The sequence below is a fragment of the Ureibacillus thermosphaericus genome (assembly GCF_012396605.1).
Taxonomy (GTDB): Bacteria; Bacillota; Bacilli; order Bacillales_A; family Planococcaceae; genus Ureibacillus; species Ureibacillus thermosphaericus.
This window is the reverse complement of the sequence record NZ_JAAXPW010000009.1, coordinates 36,746-57,184: the sequence shown is the minus strand read 5'-3', so window position 1 is coordinate 57,184 and position 20,439 is coordinate 36,746. Positions and strand designations below refer to the sequence as shown.

Genomic DNA, 20,439 nt, shown 5'->3' with positions numbered 1-20,439 from the left:
TATGCAAAAACAGAAAAGAAAAGATCCTTCTGAACTTAGGGAAGGTTATACAACGGGTGCTTGTGCAACAGCATGTGCTAAAGCAGCATTAATCGCATTAATCACAAAGCTAGAACAAAAAAAAGTAATGATTCATCTGCCTGTGGGAAAAGATGTTGAATTTTCAATCGAAAAATGTGAAATAAGAGATATTGAAGTAAAATGTTCCGTAATAAAAGATGGTGGAGATGATCCTGATGCAACTCATGGAGCAATTATTGAAGCAACTGTTTCTTGGAGAAAAGACAAGGAAATTTTTATTGATGGCGGCAAGGGAGTAGGCCGAGTAACAAAACCTGGATTACCAATTGAAGTGGGACTAGCTGCCATTAATCCCGTTCCACGTAAAATGATTCAAACAGAAGTTGAAAAAGTCTTACAGCAATATGAAATTGAAACTGGAGTAAATATTATCATCACTGTCCCCGATGGTGAAGAAATTGCTAAAAAAACATTAAATAGTCGTCTTGGCATCATTGGAGGTATTTCAATTTTGGGAACAAGGGGAACAGTTGTTCCTTTTTCCAACGCCGCTTATATGGCAAGTATTGTACAAGCAATTTCTGTAGCAAAAGCAGCGGGTAGTGAACATCTTGTCTTTACAACTGGTGGAAGAAGTGAAAAATTTGCCATGAGCATGTATGGCGAGCTTCCTGAAGTTGCTTTTATTGAAATGGGAGATTTTGTTGGTTTTTCAATGAAACAGTGCAAACAATTAGGCATTCCGAAAGTATCTTTAGTCGGGATGATGGGGAAATTTTCAAAACTTGCCCAAGGTTCCATGATGCTTCATTCAAAAGGTTCTCAAGTCAATTTTGAATTTCTTGCATCCATTGCTAGAGAAAGTGGCGCTACCAATGAAAGTGTTAGACAAATTCTTCAAGCAAATACAGCAAATGAAGTAGGGGAAATCATGAAAGAACAAGGATGTATGGAATTTTTTGACAAATTATCGGAACTTTGCTGTAAAGAAATCTTAAAACATGTTGGTGGCGGATTGATTGTTTCAACTGCGATTTATTCAATGAAAGGTGAATTATTAGGAAAGGCGGAAATAATTGATGCCCATTAAATTGATTGGAATTGGTGATAACGGTGCACAAGGTTTGCATCCACAACTCATCGAATGGATTGAAAGTGCAGAAGTTCTCGTTGGTGGAGAAAGAGTATTATCATTTTTTCCAAACTTTAATGGAGAAAAAATATTATTGAAAACTAAAGTAATGAGCGTTATAGAAAAGTTAGAAAATAGGAATCAAAACATTGTGATTTTAGCCTCTGGCGATCCATTGTTCTATGGAATTGGAGGCCTCATTTCGAAAAAACTTCCAGTTGAAATTTATCCTTATGTAAGTTCAATTCAACTTGCAGCCGCAAAGTTCGGAATTAGTTGGCATGATGCTTATTTTGTCAGTATTCATGGAAGGCCGATTAAAGGACTAGCGCAAAAAATCGATGGAAAAGACAAAGTGATTATATTAACGGATGAAAATAATTCGCCAAATAATCTAGCATCATACTTAATAGAGTTTGGAATGACCGAATATGAAGCATATATTGCTGAAAACTTGCAAGGAGAAAAAGAACGTTGCAGAAAAATGACGCTTGAAGAAATGAAGCGAGCAAGCTTCTCCCCTTTAAATGTTGTAATTTTAGTAAAAATTCAGCAAACAAAAAATTGGTCTCTTGGCATAGATGATGAAGAGTTTTATCAACGAAAACCGGAGAAAGGTTTAATCACGAAAAAAGAAGTTCGTGTTTTATCCATTAGTGCATTGAATTTACATGAAAAAAGTATTGTTTGGGATATCGGCACATGCACCGGTTCCGTTGCAATTGAAGCAGGGAAGATTGCAAAAGAAGGTAAAATTTTTGCCATTGAAAAAAATGAAGAAGATATCAAAAACTGTCTTCTTAATCAACAAAAATTTCGGGTTGATTTCACTGTTGTACACGGAAAAGCACCAGAAGGCCTTGATAAGTTTCCGAATCCCGATGCTATTTTTATCGGTGGTACGGGTGGAAACATGGAGGAACTATTAACCGTATGTTGTGAAAGATTAAACAAGAATGGCCGCATTGTTCTAAATGCTGCAACAATCGAAAACTTATATGAATCTATCAAAATATTTTATAAGTTAGGATTTCATACAGAAGTTACCCAAGTACAAATTGCGAGAAGTAAACAAATATTATCGTTGACTCGATTCGCTCCATTAAACCCTGTGTTTATTGTAAGTGCAAAACGAAAGGAAGATGAGGATGTGTAAAGGTGCTTTATATGGCATAGGTGTAGGACCTGGAGATCCGGAATTACTTACCGTTAAAGCTTTTCGGAAACTTCAAGAATGTCCTGTAATAGCCTATCCGAAAAAAATGCGAGGTTCAAAAAGTTATGCGTATAAGATTATAGAAGTTTATATACGTCCTGAAGAAAAGGAAATGTTAGGACTTGTATTTCCAATGACGAAAAATCAGGAAGTATTAGAGAGGGAATGGAATAAAGCCGTTGATGTAATTTATGAAAAAATTGCTCAAGGGAAAGATGTGGCATTTGTTACTGAAGGAGACCCGTTATTATATAGCACTTTTATTCATCTAATGAAAGTAATGAAGGAAAAATATCCCGATGTAGAAATTCATTCCATACCCGGTATTTCCTCCGTCAACGGTGCAGTATCCCGATTAACCATTCCACTAGCAGATGGTGATGAACAAGTGGCTATCATTCCCGCAAATGATGATGTTGAAAAGATGAGAAAAGCAATTGAAAATCATGATGCTGTAGTATTTCTAAAAGTTGCAAAGGTTATTGATGTGTTGCTAGAAATGCTTCGAGAATTAGGATTAGAAAACAAGGCACATGTAGTTACAAAAGTTACATCTGACGAGGAAATCTTATGGAATATCAACGAATTAGAAGGTGCCGATTTAAATTATCTATCATTAATGGTGGTGCGCAAATGAAGAAAATTTGGATAATTGGAGCAGGTCCTGGCGATCCCGATTTAATAACTGTAAAAGGATTACAAATGTTGCAAGAAGCAGATTGTATTCTTTATACAGACTCCCTTGTTAATGAAGAATTAATTGCCAAAGCAAAGAAAGAAGCAGAAATTATTAAAACAAGTGGAATGCATTTGGAAGAGATTGTTTCAATCATAGTCGATCGAGTAAAACGTGATAAATTAGTTGCCCGCATTCATACTGGAGATCCATCGATGTATGGTGCCATTGCTGAACAAATAGCATTATTGAAAAAAGAAGGCATTGGAGTAGAAATCATTCCTGGTGTAAGCTCTGTTTTTGCTTCTGCAGCGGCAATACAAGCAGAATTAACGATTCCAGAATTAACACAAACTCTTATTTTAACCCGCGCTGAAGGTCGTACACCTGTACCGGAAAAAGAAAAATTAAAAGATTTAGCAAGCCATCATTGTACAATCGCTCTTTTCCTAAGTGCAACATTAACGAAAAAAATAGTGAAGGAATTAAAAGAAGCGGGTTGGCAAGATGACACGCCCGTTGCGGTAATTCAAAAAGCTACATGGCCAGATGAAAAAATCGTTCGTACAACACTCGCGAATCTCGATCAAGCGATGAAAGAAAATGGCATTCGGAGTCATGCCATGATTTTAGCAGGATGGGCACTTGACTCTAACCTTTATGAAAAGGATACGTATCGCTCAAAGCTTTATGATGCCGAGTTTACTCACGGCTATCGGAAAGGAGTTTCAAAGTGATTCAACTTGTGGAAGAGGAAATTCCAAACATTCATCAAAAAAATGATTATGCAGTTGTTGCTATAACAAAACATAGTGTAGAAATTGCTCGGAAATTACAAGGACTTTTTCCTAATTGTGACCTTTATTATCCGCAAAAGTTTTGTAAAGCTGATGAAGATAGCTTAAGCATCCAACTATATGATGGCAATGTTCGAATTCTGTTATCAGCGATTTTTAACAAATATAAAGGTCTGATTTTATTTATTTCTCTCGGTGCAGTTGTTCGCATGATAGCACCTCTTATAAAAGATAAAAAAATTGATCCAGCCGTTGTTGTTATAGATGATTGTTGTAAAAATGTAATCAGTGTGCTTTCCGGTCATCTAGGTGGAGCGAATGAATTAACGCGAGAAATCGCGGCATTGCTTCATGCAAACCCTGTGATTACGACGGCATCAGATGTTCAGCAAACTATCGCTGTTGATTTATTTGGCTCTCGGTTCGGTTGGGTTTGGGATTCAGAAGAACATTTAACGAAGGTTAGTGCAGCTGTTGTGAACGAAGAACATGTTGCTGTTGTACAGGAAAGTGGAGAGCGTTCATGGTGGATATATGATCGCCCATTACCAGAAAATATAAAAATTTATCAATCCATTTTGGAAGCAATCAATGCAAAACCAAGCGGTGCTCTAATTGTTACTCATCGGTTACTCACACCAGAAGAGACACCAATTTTACAATACGGCATTATATTTAGGCCTAAAGTAATTGTAATAGGAATCGGTTGTAATCGTGGAACAAGTGCGGAGGAAATTCATTTCGTCATTGAAGAGACGTTGCTTGAGTTAGGATTTTCATCAAAAAGTGTAAAAGCCATTTGTACGATTGATCTAAAGAAAGATGAAGAGGGTTTATTGCAAGTTGTAAACGAAAGAAATGTGGAATTTTGTACGTACACAGCTAAAGAATTGAATGAAATGCATATCGAAGAACCATCAGAAACGGTTTATAAATATACTGGAGCATATTCCGTAAGTGAAGCAGCAGCAAAACGTTATTTACAATCAAATTCACTAGTTCTAGTCAAAAAGAAAAGTGGGAATGTAACAATTTCTGTTGGGGTACTCGAGCATAAGGAGGATTTTCCGTGGCAAAAAGATTAATGATTGCAGGTACATCGAGCGGGGTTGGAAAAACCACTTTAACAATCGGAATCATGGCGGCATTGAAAAAACGAAATCTTGTCGTTCAAGGATTTAAATGTGGTCCAGATTATATTGATCCAACCTATCACACTGCCGTTACAAAACGAGTTTCTCGAAATATTGATAGTTGGATGTTTAGCCACGATGTCATTCGCGATATTGTGGAACGCAATAGTCGTGATGCAGATATAACAATTATTGAAGGTGTAATGGGGTATTTTGATGGAAAAAATCCATTAGAAAATACTGGTTCTGCTGCTGATATTGCGGACATTACTGAGAGTCCAGTTCTTCTCGTAGTGGATTGTGCAAGTATGGCAAGAAGTGCTGCTGCGATTGTAAAAGGCTTTCAAACAATCCATGTACCATCACGTATTGTTGGCGTAATAGCCAATCGTGTTGGAAGTGAGAGCCATTTTAACATTGTAAAAGCTGCCATTGAACAAGAATGTCATATTCCTGTGATTGGTTATATGAAGAAAAACAATGAACTCCACTTGCCAAGCAGGCATCTCGGGTTAATTCCTGCTATTGAACGGGGAGATTTAGATTCTTATTTTGAAATGCTGGCAACAGAAGTTGAAAAAACGATTGATCTTAATAAACTACTAACGATTTCTGAAACAAACAGCTTAGAAAAAGTGAATCATTCTATTTTTGAAGAAAATTTAAAGGGGAATGTGAAAATTGCAGTAGCAAAAGATGCTGCTTTTAATTTTTATTATGAAGAAAATTTACAATTGCTCCGAGCTCGAGGGGCAGAACTTCTTTTTTTCTCACCGTTAGCAAATGATCCAGTACCGGAAGATGTTGATGGTTTATATATTGGTGGAGGCTTCCCGGAAGAATTTGCTGAAAAGTTAGCGAGTAATGAAGTGTCGAAACAATCCATCAAAGCAATGATTGAAAAAGGTGTTCCAACTGTTGCTGAATGCGGTGGATTTATGTATTTAACAAAATCCATTGAGACGACAGAAGGTATGAGTTATCCAATGGTTGGGGTAATTGATGGTAAAGTAGCCATGCAGTCCACACTTGCAGCCCTTGGATATCGTGAAATTTTTGGCATGAATGACAATTTCCTAATGAAAGAAGGAGAGGTTGCGAAAGGTCATGAATTCCACTATTCAATTTTCCAGCCAAATTCACTATATCCACCAGCTTATGAATTGAAAAGTCGATTTGGAGCAAAACGAGTTGGCTGCATTCTCCATTCTTTAATTGCAGGATATGTTCATTTCCATTTCGCCTCCAATTCAAAACTTGTAGATAACTGGATAAATGCATGTTTACAATTTCAAGAACAGAAACGAAATGCAATCTAATAATCTTAGAATGAAAAAGATGAACAAAAATATGAAGCAACAATGTTTCGGGAGGGAAAATATGAGGTTAGGAAAAGTGTATTTAGTAGGTGCTGGACCTGGGGATGAGAAATTAATTACCGTTAAGGGTCTTGAATGTATTCAACAATCTGACTGCATTGTATATGATCGGCTTATTAACTTAGCATTGTTAGATTATGCTCCATATAATGCAGAGCTTATATATTGTGGAAAACTTCCAGGAAAACATATGCGAATCCAAGAGGAAATTCATGAAATTCTAGTACAAAAAGCATTAGAAGGAAAAGTAGTAACCAGATTAAAAGGTGGAGATCCAAGTATTTTTGGAAGAGTAGGAGAAGAAGCGGCAGTATTAAAAAAGAAAGGAATACCATTTGAAATTGTGCCCGGCGTTACTGCAAGCGTTGCAGCAGCCGAATATGCGGGAATTTCGTTAACCCATCGTGAATATGCATCCACTGTTGCGTTAGTTACAGGACACGGAAGTAAAGATAAAGGTTCTGATAATTTAAATTGGGACTCCCTCTCCGGAATTGATACAATAGCATTTTATATGGGCGTAGGTAATTTAAGAAATATTTGTCATAAATTAATGCATCATGGAAAAAAAGCTGATACCCCAGTTGCAATAATTGAAAATGGTACGACAACAAGGCAAAGAACGATTACAGGGACATTAGAAACAATTTTTGAACAAGCAGTAAAAGCACAGATTAGGAATCCTGCCATGATTATTGTAGGTGAAGTGGTACGTATCAGAGAACAAGCCCAATGGTTTGAAGAATATATAGATGATATGAAAAACACTGTAAATGAATGAAAGAAACAGGAGAAATATCGATGAAACAAAAAGGACTTATATTAATATATACTGGAAATGGTAAAGGGAAAACAACTTCAGCTTTAGGTCTTACTTTGCGTGCAATTGGCCGCGGCATGAACGTTCGTTTTTTACAATTTATTAAATCGAAAGAACGGACTTATGGTGAAGCCCTTGCTCTAAAAAAATTAGGGGTGACAATGGAACAATTAGGAATCGGTTTTACTTGGACAAAAACACCTGAGGAACATCGTGAAGCCTTGAAAAAAGGTTGGGAAATAGCAAAACAAGCCATTCAAGATTCAACTGTAGACGTTGTAGTATTAGATGAATTAAACAATGCCCTAAGCATTACACAGTTTCCAGTTGAAGATGTGATTCCATTAGATGAAGTGATCAACGTCATTCAAAACCGACCAAAACATATGCATGTTGTAATTACAGGCCGTAATGCAAAACAAGAATTAATCGATATTGCAGATTTAGTTTCAACTATTGAACCGACGAAACATTATTACAATGAAGGGATTCCAGCAGTAAAAGGCTTGGAATTTTAAAGGAGAGGTCGTTTTTGCGTGCTAATTCAATTATGATTCAAGGAACATCTTCTGATGTGGGAAAGAGTGTGCTTTGTACCGCACTTTGCCGCATTTTCTCAAATGCAGGATACAAAGTAGCACCTTTTAAGTCTCAAAATATGGCGCTGAATTCCTATGTCACCAAAGATGGGGGAGAAATTGGGCGTGCTCAAGGTGTACAAGCGGAAGCTGCTAGAGAAATCGCAACAACCAAGATGAATCCGATATTACTGAAGCCGAAACAAGACATGGTATCAGAAGTCATTGTTCATGGGAAACATTTTATGGATATGAGTGCTACAAATTATAGAGATAACTTTGTGCTGCAGGCATTGCCAATTGTTGAAAAGGCCATTCGAGAACTAGAACAGTCCTACGATATTATTGTAGCAGAAGGTGCTGGAAGTCCTGCTGAAATTAATTTAAAAGATCGAGATATTGCTAACATGCGTGTTGCGAAAATGCTCAATGCGGATGTGTTCCTTGTGGCGGATATAGATCGAGGAGGCGTTTTTGCATCCATTGTTGGCACTCTAGCATTGCTAGATGAAGATGAACGAAAACTTGTAAAAGGAATAATTATTAACAAATTTAGAGGAATGATTGAAATACTTGAAAACGGAATAAAATGGCTTGAAGAATATACAGGTATTCCTGTCATTGGCGTCATCCCATATTTTGACTTGAAAATCGAAGCCGAAGATTCATTAGCCCTTGATACGTTAAAATTAAAAAGACCGAAAAAGAACGATTCTCTCATTGATGTTGTTTGTATACAATTGCCGAGAATCTCTAATTTCACCGATTTAGATCCGCTATTTGATGAACCTGATGTAGGCGTTCGTTTTGTAAGTCATGCAAGTGATTTAGGCAATCCTGACTGTATTATAATTCCTGGTACGAAGAATACGACAGCAGATTTAGAGTGGTTGAAAGAAACGGGATTATTTGAGGCTATTCAGCAATGCTCTATGAATGGTTCGCGGGTATTTGGGATTTGTGGTGGCTATCAAATATTAGGAGAGAAGTTGTTTGACCCTGACTTTGTGGAGAGCGATATAAAAGAAACGACAGGTCTTTGCTTATTACCGATTCAAACGACTTTTGAAAAAAATAAACGCACGACCCAAACGAAAGGGAAAATTCATCCAATGCTTTTTAATAAAGAAATTGATGTGAAAGGTTACGAGATTCATTTAGGTCAAACAAAAGTAACGCAAGACTCTAATGTACAACCATTTTTACAATTAGATGATGGATCTTGTGATGGGATTATTTTTCATCACGGGAAAGTGATTGGTACTTATTTACATGGAATTTTCCAAAATCGTTCCTTTACAAGAGCTTACTTTAATGAAATTAGAAAAAGTAAAGGTTTAAAAGAATTATCAATGGATGTAATATCCGATAAAGAACAACGAGAACAAGCTTACGACGTACTTGCACAACATGTACAGCAATATTTGAATATGGAATATATTTATTCTTTATTAGAAAATCAAAAGAAGATCAAAAATGGGATATAATTTGTCCCATTTTTTTTATTTGTTCAGTATAAGTGGAGAAATTTGTAATCTTAAGCATCTAAGCGTAGAATGATGATGAAAGAGGTATGATAAAGGAGTTTTGATGATGAGAAACAGCCGTTTAGTAAATGAATTTATCGAATTAGTACAGATTGACTCGGAAACGAAACACGAAGAAAAAATTGCTCCAGTACTTATAAAGAAGTTAGAGGATTTAGGTTTTTCAGTATATCAAGATGATGCCCATACACGAAATGGTCATGGTGCAGGGAATATTATAGCCACATTGAATGGAAGAGAAGATATAGAACCCATTTATTTTACTGTTCATATGGATACAGTCGTTCCTGGAAAGGGAATTAAGCCTGAAATACGGGATGATGGATATATTTATTCAGACGGAACAACGATTCTAGGTGCAGATGATAAAGCCGGTATTGCTGCACTATTTGAAATGGCCCGTCGACTTAAAGAACAGTCAATTGAGCATGGTACAATTCAATTCATAATTACTGCTGGTGAAGAAAATGGACTTCGTGGGGCTAAGGAATTGGAACGGGAAAAGATTATCGCCAAGTATGGATATGCGGTAGACAGTGATGGAAAAGTTGGGGGGATTGTCGTCGCAGCTCCTTTCCAAGCTAAAATTGAAGTGAAGATATTCGGAAAAACTGCCCACGCAGGAGTTGAACCAGAGAAAGGAATCTCTGCCATCACCCTAGCTGCAAAAGCGATTGCTGAAATGAAACTGGGGCGCATCGATCATGAAACAACGGCAAACATCGGTCGTTTTGAAGGTGGAAAGGCAACAAATATCGTTTGCGATGAAGTTTTAATTTTAGCAGAAGCCCGCTCCATCCAAAAGTCTAAATTAGATTACCAAACAAAACATATGAAAGAGACTTTCGAAAAAGTTGCTGAAAAATTAGGCGGCCGTGCAGAAATGGATGTTCAAATCATGTATCCTGGATTTTCAGTAAACGAATCAGACAAAGTGGTGCAAATAGCAGTCGAAGCTGTCCGAAATATTGGCCGTACACCTCAAATTGGCGTTTCAGGCGGGGGTAGTGATGCAAACATTATTTCAAGTTTTGGAATTCCGACAGTAAACTTATCGGTAGGCTATGAAAATATTCATACAACAAAAGAAAGAATGCCTATTGAAGAATTGGAGAAATTAGCCGATTTATTAGTAGAAATCGTTAAAAGTTCTTGCAAGTAATTGTTCAATTTGAGGTGATGTTCATGAAAACAATCGTTTATCGATGCGAAAATGAAGAATACGCAATACCTGTTAATCAAGTCGTGTCGATTGAAAAAATAGGAAAGATAAACCCCATTCCTCACTTGCCAACTTATTTAGTGGGTTTTACGCGAATTCGTGGAGAGCTTATACCTATCCTTGATTTTAATATTATTTTGTACAACAAACCAACAACGGATTCGTTGGCGAGAATCATTGTATTAAATACGGACATCGTCAATTATGGATTAGTTGTGAGTGAAGCAAAAGAAATATTAGATTTCCTTGATGAAGATATTCAACAAGTTGGGCTTGTAAATTATTCTCAAACAAAATATTTTACAGCAGTGGCCAATTTAGAAAATCGAATGATTACGATTGTGAATCCAGACGTTTTGATAAATTCATTAGAAGGAATTCGGGAAATTATTGATTATTTACATCATTTATTGAAAGAGGAAAAAGAGATGAATTCATAAAATATAGAATTGCTAGAGTAAGGCATTAGCCTTTTCTAGCTTTATTTTTATATAAGGTGGAATAATATGATGAAAACGCCATATCGACCAATTCTTCATATACCAAAAACAAAAATGGAGAAAATCTGTGATATCGTTGGTATTGGTTTATTTATATTGTCTAATTTGTTTATTATTTTTCAGTGGAGCCAAATTCCTGATCGAATACCAGGACATTTTAATGCTAAAGGTGAAGTAGATCGATGGGGTTCAAAATATGAGTTAATTATATTGCCATTCATTGGAATGTTTGTTTTATTGTTAACATCTCTTTTTGAAAAAGCTCCCCATATGTATAATTATCCGGAAAGAATCAATGAATCAAATGCAGAACAATTTTATTTAAATAGCCGAAAGATGTTAAATATTATAAAAAATATTTGCATGATCCTTTTTGCATTGATTAATTTTCAAATTGTACAAATCGCATTAGGTAAAACCGAATTTCTTTGGATTTGGTTTATTCCGGGGATTATCGTTTCCCTCATTATTACAATAGGTATTGGTATATATAAACAATCCAAAATTAAATAATTATTTTCCACACTTCTATACCGAATGACAAGAAAAGTTGATGTTGAAATATTGGAGTTGATTTGATGGAAATACGGAAAGAACTATTAGAACTGTCTGAACAGAAGTATCAATTGTTTCAAAAAACATTAATACCGAATCAAGAAAATATTCTTGGGGTTCGCATTCCGAAGTTAAGAGCATTAGCAAAAGAAATTTCAAAAAGCGACTGGGAAGATTTTTTATTGAATGGAACAGAGGAATATTTTGAAGAAATTATGCTAAAAGGCATGGTGATCGGGCAAGTAAACATTCCAATAGAGGAAAGGCTCAAGTGGATTAAGTGGTTTGTACCTAAAATAGATAATTGGTCTGTATGTGATAGTTTTTGTGTCGGATTAAAATTTACAAAAAAGCATCGGGAAGAAGTGTGGAATATCCTTTCCTCCTATTTCCATTCAGAAAACGAATTTGAAATACGTTTTGCCATCGTGATGTCCCTTAGTTATTTTATTGAAGAAAAGTATATTGAAGAATTATTTCAAATATGGGATGACATCAAGCATGACGGCTATTATGTTAAAATGGCAGTCGCTTGGGCGATATCCGTTGCCTATTTAAAGTTTCCCAAAGAAACAACATCATTTTTACAAAAAAATTCTTTAGATGATTTTACTTATAATAAAGCGTTACAAAAAATAATTGAGTCTCATCGTATCAGCAAAGAAGTGAAGGAAAGCATACGAAAAATGAAAAGATCAATAAGGAATACCTTCTAAATCTAATAATCGTTTTTTTACATCCAGTCCACCGCTATAACCAGTAAGACTTCCGTTTTTACCTATGACGCGGTGGCAAGGGATGACGATGGATAATGGATTGCTTCCAATTGCTCCTCCTACTGCACGGACTGCTTTTGGATTTCCAATATTCGTTGCCACTTCAGAATAGGTAGCAGTTTTGCCAAATGGAATTTTACATAATTCATTCCACACTTGTAGTTGGAAAGGAGTTCCAGAAATATCAAATGGTAATGTAAATTGTTTGCGTTTACCATCTAAATATTCAATCAATTGGGAAGAATAGGGCGAAATGAATAGATCATTTTCAACTACTTCACAATGTGGATATTGTTTTTGGCAATACTGTTTTAATTCTTCCATAGAAGAATGTTGAGCCCCTACAAAAACTAAACCTTTGTCCGATGCGGCAATATATAAGTCCATATATGAATGGTTGATGGATGATGCGTAAATGCTTTTTTGTTTCATAACATAACCCCTTTCTCGTTTTCCTAAATGAAATACTAAATTAAGTAAACTGTAACATACTTTTTCTTCCGATTCTTCATCTGAAAAAAATAAAGTATTTAAATTAATATTATAATAAAAAGATAAATCAAAATAGCGATGTATTATAGGAGTAAATTTAATAGTTAAAAATATTGTTACTTTTCTTTATATATTCAATTATTGTAATATTAAAATACTAATAAAGGTGGATAAATGGGGGAAGAACATTGATACAGTTAAAAAATGTAACAGTGAAACGAAATGGCAAAATCCTTTTGAAAGAGATTAATTGGAATATAGATAAAGGGGAGCATTGGTCCATTATCGGATTAAACGGAGCGGGTAAAACTTCATTGCTCAATATCATCACCGGCTATCTATACCCTACTTCAGGAACAGTAAAAGTGTTAGGTCAAGAATTTGGAAAAACAAATATTCCTGAATTGCGTAAAGAAATTGGCTTTATCAGTTCTTCTTTAAAAGAGCAGTTAAGAGAATTTGATTCTGTGTTAAGCATTGTGCTAAGCGGAAAATTCGCATCGATCGGTCTATATGAACCGGTAGAAAAAAAAGATGTGGAAATCGCACATATGCTTATGAAACAATTAGGAATTGAATATTTGGAAAGTTCCCAATATGGCCTGCTATCTCAAGGTGAAAAACAAAGGGTGTTAATTGCTAGAGCATTAATGACCAATCCGAAAATATTAATATTAGACGAACCTTGTAATGGATTAGATGTTATTGCAAGAGAGGAATTTCTAGCGTTTTTAGGGAATCTTGCACGACAGGAATATTGTCCAACATTAATCTATAATCTATGTCACTCATCATGTAGAAGAAATATTGCCTTGTTTTTCTCATACTTTGTTGCTAAAAGATGGGGAAGTATATGCAAAAGGATTAGCAAATGATCTATTAACCGAGCAAAACTTATCTCAATTTTTTGGTCGCGATCTATCCGTACAAGAACAGCAGAATCGTACATGGATTGCATTTAAATAATTGGACAATTTTAAGTCGTTTACGAGGAGCAGGATAAATGAAGGGAAATAACATTCGGAAAGAATTGCTATCTTGGTTTTTTGTTTTCGTTTCGGGAATTACCATTGCTTTAATCTGTAGGGAATATATTTTTTCTCCCGTTGTTGTAAATGGTGCTTCAATGTCACCTACATATGAAAATGAAGATGTCATTATTGTTAGCAAAATAAGTAAAATCCAACGATTTGATCACATTGTTTTTAAAGCACCTTATGAAGATGAATATTATATTAAACGGGTCATAGGATTGCCTGGAGATACGGTTGAAATGAAAGATGATGTATTAATTATCAATGGAAAAGAATTTGAAGAACCATATGTAAAACGAAATGCTGAGTATCAAATTCGCATGACTGAAAATTTTACATTGGAAGATTTGACGGGTGAAAAGAAAGTGCCAGATGGCTATATATTTGTATTAGGAGATAATCGTTTGAATAGTTATGACAGTCGGCATTATGGTTTAATACCAATAGAGGATGTTTTTGGAGAATCTAAATTGAGAATTTATCCACTACAAAACATGAAATATTTTTCTAATCCATATGAATAAACATGTTGCAAAATAAATCTTAAACATTATTAAGAAGAAGAGAGGGTGTTTAGAAAGCTTTCGACTTTCTAAACACCCTTTTTCAACAACTTTCCAATTATGATAATGCAAATACAATAAAAAATTAGTCATTACGTAGGAAAGATAAGAATACAGTATATTAAAAATTCAAAATGCCTCAACAGGTATTATATGGTTGCTCTATTTTTATTTGATGATTGTTTTGACGTTTTTTTAGTTCTTCTCGAATTTCATTTGTCCACACACCTTCTTCTAAATGATTTGCAATTTCTATTAATATTTCAACATCATGAAAGGAATATTTTCGAATACCTGTTTTTGATCTTTCGGGGAAAATTAATTTTCTAGATTCATAATAACGTATCTGCCTATGGGACAAACCTGTAAGCTCACTAACAGTGCCGATTGATATAACCTTTTTATATTTATATGCATGATTTTGTAGAGGCATCAAGCATTACCCACTTTCCGATAGTCTTATATGTTTAACTCTATATCTATTTATTAAACCGCTCGAAAAAAAATACCAAACTAACATCATATTTATAGTGAATGTTTCTACAAGAAATCTCATTAATCGACATGTAAAAAAGTTGCAAGTTTAATAAAAAAAGTATGTAAGGAGTTCTTACAAAGATGATGTTCACAAAATTGTAAAAAAATATACTAAAATTAGCATTATTTTCAAGAGAACAATTTATCAAAAGGAGGAGATGTATGAAAAAATTACTTGTTGTTTTTGCCAGCGCTTTATTGTTGGTAATCCTTTCAGCCTGTTCACAAAGTTCCAGTAATCAATCCGGTCAACAAACAACAACAGAACAAACTGGAGCTAATTCCAATGTTATAAAAATTGCAACCCATACACCGTTATCCGGTGGTAATGCAATCATTGGTGAAGCCATTAAACTTGGTGCTCAAATGAAATTGGAAGAAGAAGCATCACGATTTGAAGAAATGGGCTTTACACTGCAATTGGAACCTTATGATGACCAAGCAGATCCAAAAAAAGGCGTATCGAATGCCAACTTAATAGGAGCAGATGATGCAATTTATGGAGTAATTGGTCACTTTAACTCAGGGGTTACGATTCCTTCTTCAGAAATATACGAGAAATACAACATAACAATGGTGAATCCTGGAAGTACTGCGACAGATGTAACGGATCGTGGGCTAAAAACTGTGAATCGTATTGTTGCCCGTGATGATTTCCAAGGACCAGCTGGTGCTCAATTTGCAGTCAATGAATTAGGAGCAAAAAGAATTTTCGTGATTCAAGATAAAACAGCCTATGGTACAGGAATTGCTGATGCGTTTGTTGCAGAAGCGGAAAAATTAGGTGCTGAAATCGTTGGATATGAAGGAATTACAGTTGGTGAAAAAGACTACAATGGTGTCATCAATCAAGCATTAAATAAAAAACCTGATTTAATTTTCTTTGGAGGCATTTATAGTGAAGGTGGAATTATTATAAAACAAGCACGTGATAAAGGAATAAATGTACCAATTATGGGTGGCGATGGAATGGACTCCTCAGGTTTAGTTGATATTGCTGGGGAAGCAGTGAAGAATGTGTACATTACATCGGTTGCTGGAGATACAAGTTCAACCCCTGAAGGAAAAAAATTCATGGATGATTATAAAGCAAAATTCAATAAAGAAGCAGAAGCATTTTCGGCTTATGGATATGATGCAATGGGCGTATTTTTACAAGGTTTAGAGAATGCTATTAAAGCAAATGGGGGCAAACTTCCTCCGAAAGAAGCAGTTGTAGAAGCTGTAAGAGCAATAACTGATTATCAAGGAGTCATCACAGATGTTTCTTTCGATGAAAAAGGAGACAACAAGAATGCAAAAGTATATTTATATAAATTTGAGGAAGCAAAATATCCAGCATCGTATGTAGGTGAAGTAAGCCAATAAGCTGACAGAAAGGGGATGTCTAGAAAGCCGGACACTAGACATCCTTCCTATCTAATAATAAAAATTATTGCTACTATGGTTCTCAATATAATTTGTCACTAACCTCGTCGAAGGAGGACGTCTTAAATTGCCTTTACAGACGTCTCTTTTTTTCTAAAAGAGAGGGAATAAAACAGCACGAGTTTAATTTACAACGGATTGGAGGAATTTTATGTTTCAAGAGATGCTCCAAACTTTACCTCAAGTGATAATTGATGGTTTAACACTCGGAAGCGTTTATGCTGTTGTAGCACTAGGGTATACGATGGTTTATGGCATTTTACAATTAATCAATTTTGCTCACGGTGAAATTTTTATGACGGGTGCTTATATTGGAACAGCTGTTCTGCTCATCATTCTTGGAATGGGATTTGGTTCATCGATACCGAGTCTTTTATTATTAATCATTGCATTAGTTATAACAGCACTATGTACAGGTTTACTTGGAATGGGTATTGAAAGAGTTGCCTATCGTCCGGTGAGACGAGCCCCTCGATTAGTTGCCTTAATTACAGCTGTCGGTGTATCTTTCATTCTTCAAGATGTTGTTCGAATAGTTGCTGAAATCTTGACTGGAAATTATATTGTGACAGGACCGTCTTTATTTTCCAAACAAATTACAATACCAGTATCATCATTTTTATCAGTTTTTAATGATGCAAGTTTAAAAGTTTCATTTTTTATAGTGCTCATTTGTGCCATTGGTATGATGATTTCTCTAGATTTCTTTGTCAATAAGACGAAATGGGGAACTGCGATTCGTGCCGTTTCAATGGATCGGGAAACAGCAGCTCTAATGTCTATTAATGTAAATAAAGTGATCGCCATTACCTTCTTTATTGGTTCTTCATTAGGAGGAGCAACAGGAGTGCTTTTTGCCATACAATACGGTACGATTGACCCTTACATTGGATTTATTTTAGGGATTAAAGCTTTTATAGCCGCAGTAATGGGTGGAATTGGAAATATTCGTGGAGCGATGTTTGGAGGCTTTTTATTAGGATTAATCGAAATGTTTGCTTCTGCAAATCTTTCTTTATTAACAGGTGGCATTTTTGGAGCAGAATATAAAGATGTATTTGCTTTTGCAATTTTAATTTTAGTACTGCTCTTCAAGCCTGAGGGATTGTTAGGAAAAGCAGCAACAGAGAAAGTGTAGGTGATGGAAATGAAAGAAAAATTATCGATGTTATTGCAAAAGAAATCGGTTCAAATTACTTTGTTTACCCTTTTCATCATCGTGACTTCATCCGCATTATACTTCTCTCAAAAATCCGTTGTTTCATTCTTATTATTACTGTCTTCACTATTAATTCTCTATTATATGAATTTAAAGGTCGTGACGAAATGGTTAATAGCGTTAGGGTTATTATTCATTCTTATACCATTTGCGTCTAGCGGTGGACCAGCCTTCCATTCTTATATGGAAGTAGCAACAATGGTGGGTATTTATATAGCGATGGCGCTTGGATTAAATATCGTCGTTGGGATGGCGGGATTATTAGATCTTGGCTTTGTTGCGTTCTTCGCGGTTGGCGCGTATTCGTATAGTATTTTTGCAACTTCACAGGCATCCAACTTTATGCCCTTCGGTGAATATCCATTAAGTGGTAGTACTTTCTGGGGTTTTTTAATTATCGGTGGTATTATGGCAGCAATTGCCGGAGTGTTAATTGGTGTTCCTGTGCTACGGGTAAAAGGAGATTATTTAGCTATAGTTACTCTTGCTTTTGGTGAGATCATCCGAATTATTTTCAATAATTTAGATAGACCAATTAACTTTACGAACGGTGCTATGGGGATTGCATCCATCACACCACCAAATCTGTTTGGATTGGAAATTATTTATCCAAATCAATACTACTTTATTGTCCTCTTCATCTTACTATTTACGATTTTTGCAGTAAATCGTTTGGAACATTCAAAAATAGGTCGTGCATGGAAGGCTGTTAGAGAAAACGAAATTGCTGCACAAGCGATGGGTATTCCGTTAGTGAAAACAAAATTACTCGCCTTTGCCTTAGGTGCTTCTTTTTCGGGTATCATGGGCGTTGTATTTGCAGCTAAGCAACAATTTATAGATCCAACAAGTTTTACACTACTAGAATCATTTACGATTTTAGTAATGGTTGTATTAGGTGGAATGGGTAGTGTTCCGGGAGCCATTTTAGGGGCAGCATTAGTAACAATTTTAAATTTGCAAGTATTAACGGAGTTGACGAATTGGCTGAATCAATTAAGTTTACAAGGTGTGATTACAATTCCTGATGCATTAACACCTGCAAAACTTCAACGATTCATTTTTGGGGTGCTACTAGTTATTTTTGCTATCTATCGAACAAAGGGATTAATTCCTGCAAAGAATAAAAAGTTTGACGTAGAACAAATAAAAGAAAGAGCTCAGAAAAAAGCTGCAATATCCAATATAGGTTCGAATGATACAGATCGAGTGCAAGCCTAGGGGGTGTAGCAATGAATATATTAGAAGTTTCCAATTTAACTAAGAAGTTTGGTGGATTAACGGCCAATTCCAATATTTCAATGGCTGTTAAACAAGGTTCCATTACAGCAGTAATTGGTCCAAACGGTGCTGGAAAAACGACATTTTTTAATATGATTACAGGAGTTTATCAACCTACTGAAGGGGAAATTTTACTAGAAGGCAAGTCTATTGTTGGATTAAAGCCAGATCAGGTTGCTAAACGTGGTATCTCCAGAACCTTCCAAAATATCCGTCTTTTCGGGGAAATGACGGTCATCGAAAATGTATTAGTTGGAATGCATACCCATTTAAGAGGAAATCTATTAGGAATTTTTCTTAATCTACCGAATACAAGAAAAGAAGAGTCAGAGGCGGAAGTGGAAGCTTATCGACTTTTGGAATATTTTAATCTGGAACCATTTATAAACGAAAAAGCGAGCAGTCTAAGTTATGGGAACCAAAGAAAGTTGGAAATTGCTCGTGCTTTAGCAACGAAACCGAAATTACTTTTACTGGATGAACCAGCAGCAGGAATGAACCCAAGAGAAACGCGGGAATTAACCGAAGTAATTCAACGGATGGGAAAAGAATTCAATGTAACGGTCATTTTAATTGAACATGATATGAAATTAGTTATGGAAATTTCTGAGCATATTGTCGTTCTTGACCATGGCGAAAAAATTGCGGAAGGTAATCCAGATGAAATAAGATCGAATCCAAAAGTGATAGAAGCCTATTTAGGAAAAGCTGCTTTGGAACTAGAAAAGAGGTGAGTGGAATGACTGTTTTGGAAGTGAACAATATTGAAACCTACTACGGAGCAATTCAGGCATTAAAAGGGGTAAGTTTTCAAGTAGAACGTGGAGAAATCGTTACTTTAATAGGGAGCAATGGTGCGGGAAAATCAACGACATTAAAATCAATAAGTGGTTTAGCAAAAGTGAAAAAAGGAGCGATACTCTACAATGGACAAGATATCACAAACAAACAAGCCCATGAAACAACATTGATGGGAATTAGTCACGTACCAGAAGGTAGAAGAATTTTTGCCAATTTAACAGTGAAAGAAAATTTGCTTATGGGAGCATTTTCTGTAAAGGGAAAAGCAGTAATCGAAGAACGTATGGAAAATGTCTTTACTTACTTTCCGAGATTAAAAGAACGCATGAATCAGAAGGGTGGAACAATGAGTGGCGGGGAGCAACAAATGCTTGCAATCGGTCGAGCATTGATGATGCAGCCTAATTTATTAATGCTTGATGAACCTTCTATGGGACTTGCTCCAATTGTCGTTGAACAAATATTTGAAATCATACTTCAATTGAATGAGATGGGCATTACAATTTTGTTAGTCGAACAAAATGCATATCAGGCATTAAGCATTGCACACCGAGGTTACGTTATTCAAAATGGTGAAATTGTCTTAACGGGAACAGGAAAAGAACTTGCTGAAAATGAAGAGGTAAAAGAAGCATATCTTGCATAAATAAAGATAGTTATTAGTTCAAAAATACATCATTTTTCAATAAAGAAAAATGGTGTATTTTTATATTTAATAATGAATTTTAGGTT

The 20,439-nt window shown here is 35.5% G+C and carries 21 protein-coding genes and 1 pseudogene; 20 read left to right on the top strand and 2 right to left on the bottom strand.

Annotated elements, in window-relative coordinates:
- Position 1 precedes the first annotated feature (1 nt).
- The 13 genes from HF990_RS05790 (at position 2) to HF990_RS05730 (ending at position 12,292) form a co-directional block, all read left to right on the top strand.
- Positions 2 to 1,111 (top strand): cobalt-precorrin-5B (C(1))-methyltransferase, encoded by a 1,110-nt coding sequence (locus tag HF990_RS05790; RefSeq protein ID WP_168412198.1) that lies wholly within the window; start codon positions 2 to 4, stop codon positions 1,109 to 1,111.
- Positions 1,101 to 2,309 (top strand): precorrin-6y C5,15-methyltransferase (decarboxylating) subunit CbiE, encoded by a 1,209-nt coding sequence (cbiE, locus tag HF990_RS05785; RefSeq protein WP_168412197.1) that lies wholly within the window; start codon positions 1,101 to 1,103, stop codon positions 2,307 to 2,309. The genes HF990_RS05790 and cbiE overlap by 11 nt, the downstream gene beginning before the upstream one ends.
- Positions 2,302 to 3,006 carry a precorrin-2 C(20)-methyltransferase gene (gene cobI, locus HF990_RS05780; RefSeq protein WP_168412196.1) on the top strand — a complete coding sequence of 235 codons (705 nt, stop codon included), beginning with the start codon at positions 2,302 to 2,304 and terminating at the stop codon, positions 3,004 to 3,006. Before cbiE ends, cobI begins: the two co-directional genes overlap by 8 nt.
- Entirely contained in the window at positions 3,003 to 3,782 is a 780-nt protein-coding gene (gene cobM / locus HF990_RS05775) for a precorrin-4 C(11)-methyltransferase (protein ID WP_016837786.1), read from the top strand. The genes cobI and cobM overlap by 4 nt, the downstream gene beginning before the upstream one ends.
- Positions 3,779 to 4,927: a cobalt-precorrin 5A hydrolase gene (locus HF990_RS05770; protein WP_016837787.1), complete on the top strand. Its 1,149-nt coding sequence runs from the start codon at positions 3,779 to 3,781 to the stop codon at positions 4,925 to 4,927. The genes cobM and HF990_RS05770 overlap by 4 nt, the downstream gene beginning before the upstream one ends.
- Positions 4,927 to 6,294, top strand: coding sequence for a cobyrinate a,c-diamide synthase (locus HF990_RS05765; RefSeq protein ID WP_040764497.1), 1,368 nt, complete (start codon positions 4,927 to 4,929; stop codon positions 6,292 to 6,294). Before HF990_RS05770 ends, HF990_RS05765 begins: the two co-directional genes overlap by 1 nt.
- 61 nt (positions 6,295 to 6,355) lie before the next feature.
- Complete coding sequence (gene cobA, locus HF990_RS05760; RefSeq protein WP_016837789.1) at positions 6,356 to 7,135, top strand: uroporphyrinogen-III C-methyltransferase; 780 nt, start codon at positions 6,356 to 6,358, stop codon at positions 7,133 to 7,135.
- 20 nt (positions 7,136 to 7,155) lie between these two features.
- Entirely contained in the window at positions 7,156 to 7,692 is a 537-nt protein-coding gene (locus HF990_RS05755; protein WP_016837790.1) for a cob(I)yrinic acid a,c-diamide adenosyltransferase, read from the top strand.
- Positions 7,693 to 7,706: 14 nt separating this feature from the next.
- Positions 7,707 to 9,239 (top strand): cobyric acid synthase, encoded by a 1,533-nt coding sequence (locus HF990_RS05750; RefSeq protein ID WP_016837791.1) that lies wholly within the window; start codon positions 7,707 to 7,709, stop codon positions 9,237 to 9,239.
- A gap of 106 nt (positions 9,240 to 9,345) precedes the next feature.
- A complete protein-coding gene (locus HF990_RS05745; protein WP_016837792.1) occupies positions 9,346 to 10,461 on the top strand; it encodes a M20/M25/M40 family metallo-hydrolase in 1,116 nt (371 codons plus the stop codon).
- Positions 10,462 to 10,484: 23 nt separating this feature from the next.
- Positions 10,485 to 10,961, top strand: coding sequence for a chemotaxis protein CheW (locus tag HF990_RS05740; protein ID WP_210730756.1), 477 nt, complete (start codon positions 10,485 to 10,487; stop codon positions 10,959 to 10,961).
- A 66-nt stretch (positions 10,962 to 11,027) separates the two neighbouring features.
- Positions 11,028 to 11,534 (top strand): DUF1648 domain-containing protein, encoded by a 507-nt coding sequence (locus tag HF990_RS05735; protein WP_016837794.1) that lies wholly within the window; start codon positions 11,028 to 11,030, stop codon positions 11,532 to 11,534.
- 65 nt (positions 11,535 to 11,599) lie between these two features.
- The gene (locus HF990_RS05730; protein ID WP_168412195.1) at positions 11,600 to 12,292 is read left to right on the top strand and encodes a DNA alkylation repair protein; all 693 of its coding nucleotides are present in this window, start codon (positions 11,600 to 11,602) and stop codon (positions 12,290 to 12,292) included.
- On the opposite strand, the gene HF990_RS05725 is transcribed toward HF990_RS05730, so the two are convergent.
- Positions 12,272 to 12,784, bottom strand: coding sequence for a methylated-DNA--[protein]-cysteine S-methyltransferase (locus tag HF990_RS05725; RefSeq protein WP_016837796.1), 513 nt, complete (start codon positions 12,782 to 12,784; stop codon positions 12,272 to 12,274). The two genes, HF990_RS05730 and HF990_RS05725, sit on opposite strands and share 21 nt — an antisense overlap.
- A 248-nt stretch (positions 12,785 to 13,032) precedes the next feature.
- Here HF990_RS05725 and HF990_RS05720 point away from each other — a divergent pair.
- Together HF990_RS05720 and lepB are read left to right on the top strand one after the other, a co-directional pair.
- Positions 13,033 to 13,810, top strand: a pseudogene (locus HF990_RS05720) (ABC transporter ATP-binding protein).
- A 37-nt stretch (positions 13,811 to 13,847) separates the two neighbouring features.
- Entirely contained in the window at positions 13,848 to 14,402 is a 555-nt protein-coding gene (gene lepB, locus HF990_RS05715) for a signal peptidase I (protein WP_016837798.1), read from the top strand.
- Positions 14,403 to 14,580: 178 nt separating this feature from the next.
- Here the strand turns inward: lepB and HF990_RS05710 are convergent, their stop codons facing one another.
- Positions 14,581 to 14,874 carry a MerR family transcriptional regulator gene (locus HF990_RS05710; RefSeq protein WP_016837799.1) on the bottom strand — a complete coding sequence of 98 codons (294 nt, stop codon included), beginning with the start codon at positions 14,872 to 14,874 and terminating at the stop codon, positions 14,581 to 14,583.
- 266 nt (positions 14,875 to 15,140) lie between these two features.
- On the opposite strand from HF990_RS05710, the gene HF990_RS05705 reads away from it, so the two are divergent.
- From HF990_RS05705 to HF990_RS05685, 5 genes are all read left to right on the top strand, one after another.
- Entirely contained in the window at positions 15,141 to 16,346 is a 1,206-nt protein-coding gene (locus HF990_RS05705; RefSeq protein ID WP_016837800.1) for a branched-chain amino acid ABC transporter substrate-binding protein, read from the top strand.
- Positions 16,347 to 16,557: 211 nt separating this feature from the next.
- Positions 16,558 to 17,544 carry a branched-chain amino acid ABC transporter permease gene (locus HF990_RS05700; RefSeq protein ID WP_016837801.1) on the top strand — a complete coding sequence of 329 codons (987 nt, stop codon included), beginning with the start codon at positions 16,558 to 16,560 and terminating at the stop codon, positions 17,542 to 17,544.
- Between the two features lie 9 nt (positions 17,545 to 17,553).
- Positions 17,554 to 18,846: a branched-chain amino acid ABC transporter permease gene (locus HF990_RS05695; protein WP_040764502.1), complete on the top strand. Its 1,293-nt coding sequence runs from the start codon at positions 17,554 to 17,556 to the stop codon at positions 18,844 to 18,846.
- A gap of 11 nt (positions 18,847 to 18,857) precedes the next feature.
- Entirely contained in the window at positions 18,858 to 19,640 is a 783-nt protein-coding gene (locus HF990_RS05690) for an ABC transporter ATP-binding protein (RefSeq protein WP_016837803.1), read from the top strand.
- 5 nt (positions 19,641 to 19,645) lie between these two features.
- Complete coding sequence (locus HF990_RS05685; RefSeq protein ID WP_168412194.1) at positions 19,646 to 20,353, top strand: ABC transporter ATP-binding protein; 708 nt, start codon at positions 19,646 to 19,648, stop codon at positions 20,351 to 20,353.
- Positions 20,354 to 20,439 lie beyond the last annotated feature (86 nt).

Excerpts from the sequence above, each read along its gene's own strand:
- HF990_RS05700 (WP_016837801.1), top strand. The coding sequence starts at position 16,558 with ATGTTTCAAGAGATGCTCCAAACTTTACCTCAAGTGATAATTGATGGT.
- lepB (WP_016837798.1), top strand. The coding sequence starts at position 13,848 with ATGAAGGGAAATAACATTCGGAAAGAATTGCTATCTTGGTTTTTTGTT.
- cobM (WP_016837786.1), top strand. The coding sequence starts at position 3,003 with ATGAAGAAAATTTGGATAATTGGAGCAGGTCCTGGCGATCCCGATTTA.
- HF990_RS05745 (WP_016837792.1), top strand. The coding sequence starts at position 9,346 with ATGAGAAACAGCCGTTTAGTAAATGAATTTATCGAATTAGTACAGATT.
- HF990_RS05735 (WP_016837794.1), top strand. The coding sequence starts at position 11,028 with ATGATGAAAACGCCATATCGACCAATTCTTCATATACCAAAAACAAAA.
- cobA (WP_016837789.1), top strand. The coding sequence starts at position 6,356 with ATGAGGTTAGGAAAAGTGTATTTAGTAGGTGCTGGACCTGGGGATGAG.
- HF990_RS05790 (WP_168412198.1), top strand. The coding sequence starts at position 2 with ATGCAAAAACAGAAAAGAAAAGATCCTTCTGAACTTAGGGAAGGTTAT.
- cbiE (WP_168412197.1), top strand. The coding sequence starts at position 1,101 with ATGCCCATTAAATTGATTGGAATTGGTGATAACGGTGCACAAGGTTTG.
- HF990_RS05710 (WP_016837799.1), bottom strand. The coding sequence starts at position 14,874 with ATGCCTCTACAAAATCATGCATATAAATATAAAAAGGTTATATCAATC.
- HF990_RS05755 (WP_016837790.1), top strand. The coding sequence starts at position 7,156 with ATGAAACAAAAAGGACTTATATTAATATATACTGGAAATGGTAAAGGG.
- HF990_RS05740 (WP_210730756.1), top strand. The coding sequence starts at position 10,485 with ATGAAAACAATCGTTTATCGATGCGAAAATGAAGAATACGCAATACCT.
- HF990_RS05690 (WP_016837803.1), top strand. The coding sequence starts at position 18,858 with ATGAATATATTAGAAGTTTCCAATTTAACTAAGAAGTTTGGTGGATTA.
- HF990_RS05765 (WP_040764497.1), top strand. The coding sequence starts at position 4,927 with ATGATTGCAGGTACATCGAGCGGGGTTGGAAAAACCACTTTAACAATC.
- cobI (WP_168412196.1), top strand. The coding sequence starts at position 2,302 with ATGTGTAAAGGTGCTTTATATGGCATAGGTGTAGGACCTGGAGATCCG.
- HF990_RS05685 (WP_168412194.1), top strand. The coding sequence starts at position 19,646 with ATGACTGTTTTGGAAGTGAACAATATTGAAACCTACTACGGAGCAATT.
- HF990_RS05695 (WP_040764502.1), top strand. The coding sequence starts at position 17,554 with ATGAAAGAAAAATTATCGATGTTATTGCAAAAGAAATCGGTTCAAATT.
- HF990_RS05725 (WP_016837796.1), bottom strand. The coding sequence starts at position 12,784 with ATGAAACAAAAAAGCATTTACGCATCATCCATCAACCATTCATATATG.
- HF990_RS05730 (WP_168412195.1), top strand. The coding sequence starts at position 11,600 with ATGGAAATACGGAAAGAACTATTAGAACTGTCTGAACAGAAGTATCAA.
- HF990_RS05705 (WP_016837800.1), top strand. The coding sequence starts at position 15,141 with ATGAAAAAATTACTTGTTGTTTTTGCCAGCGCTTTATTGTTGGTAATC.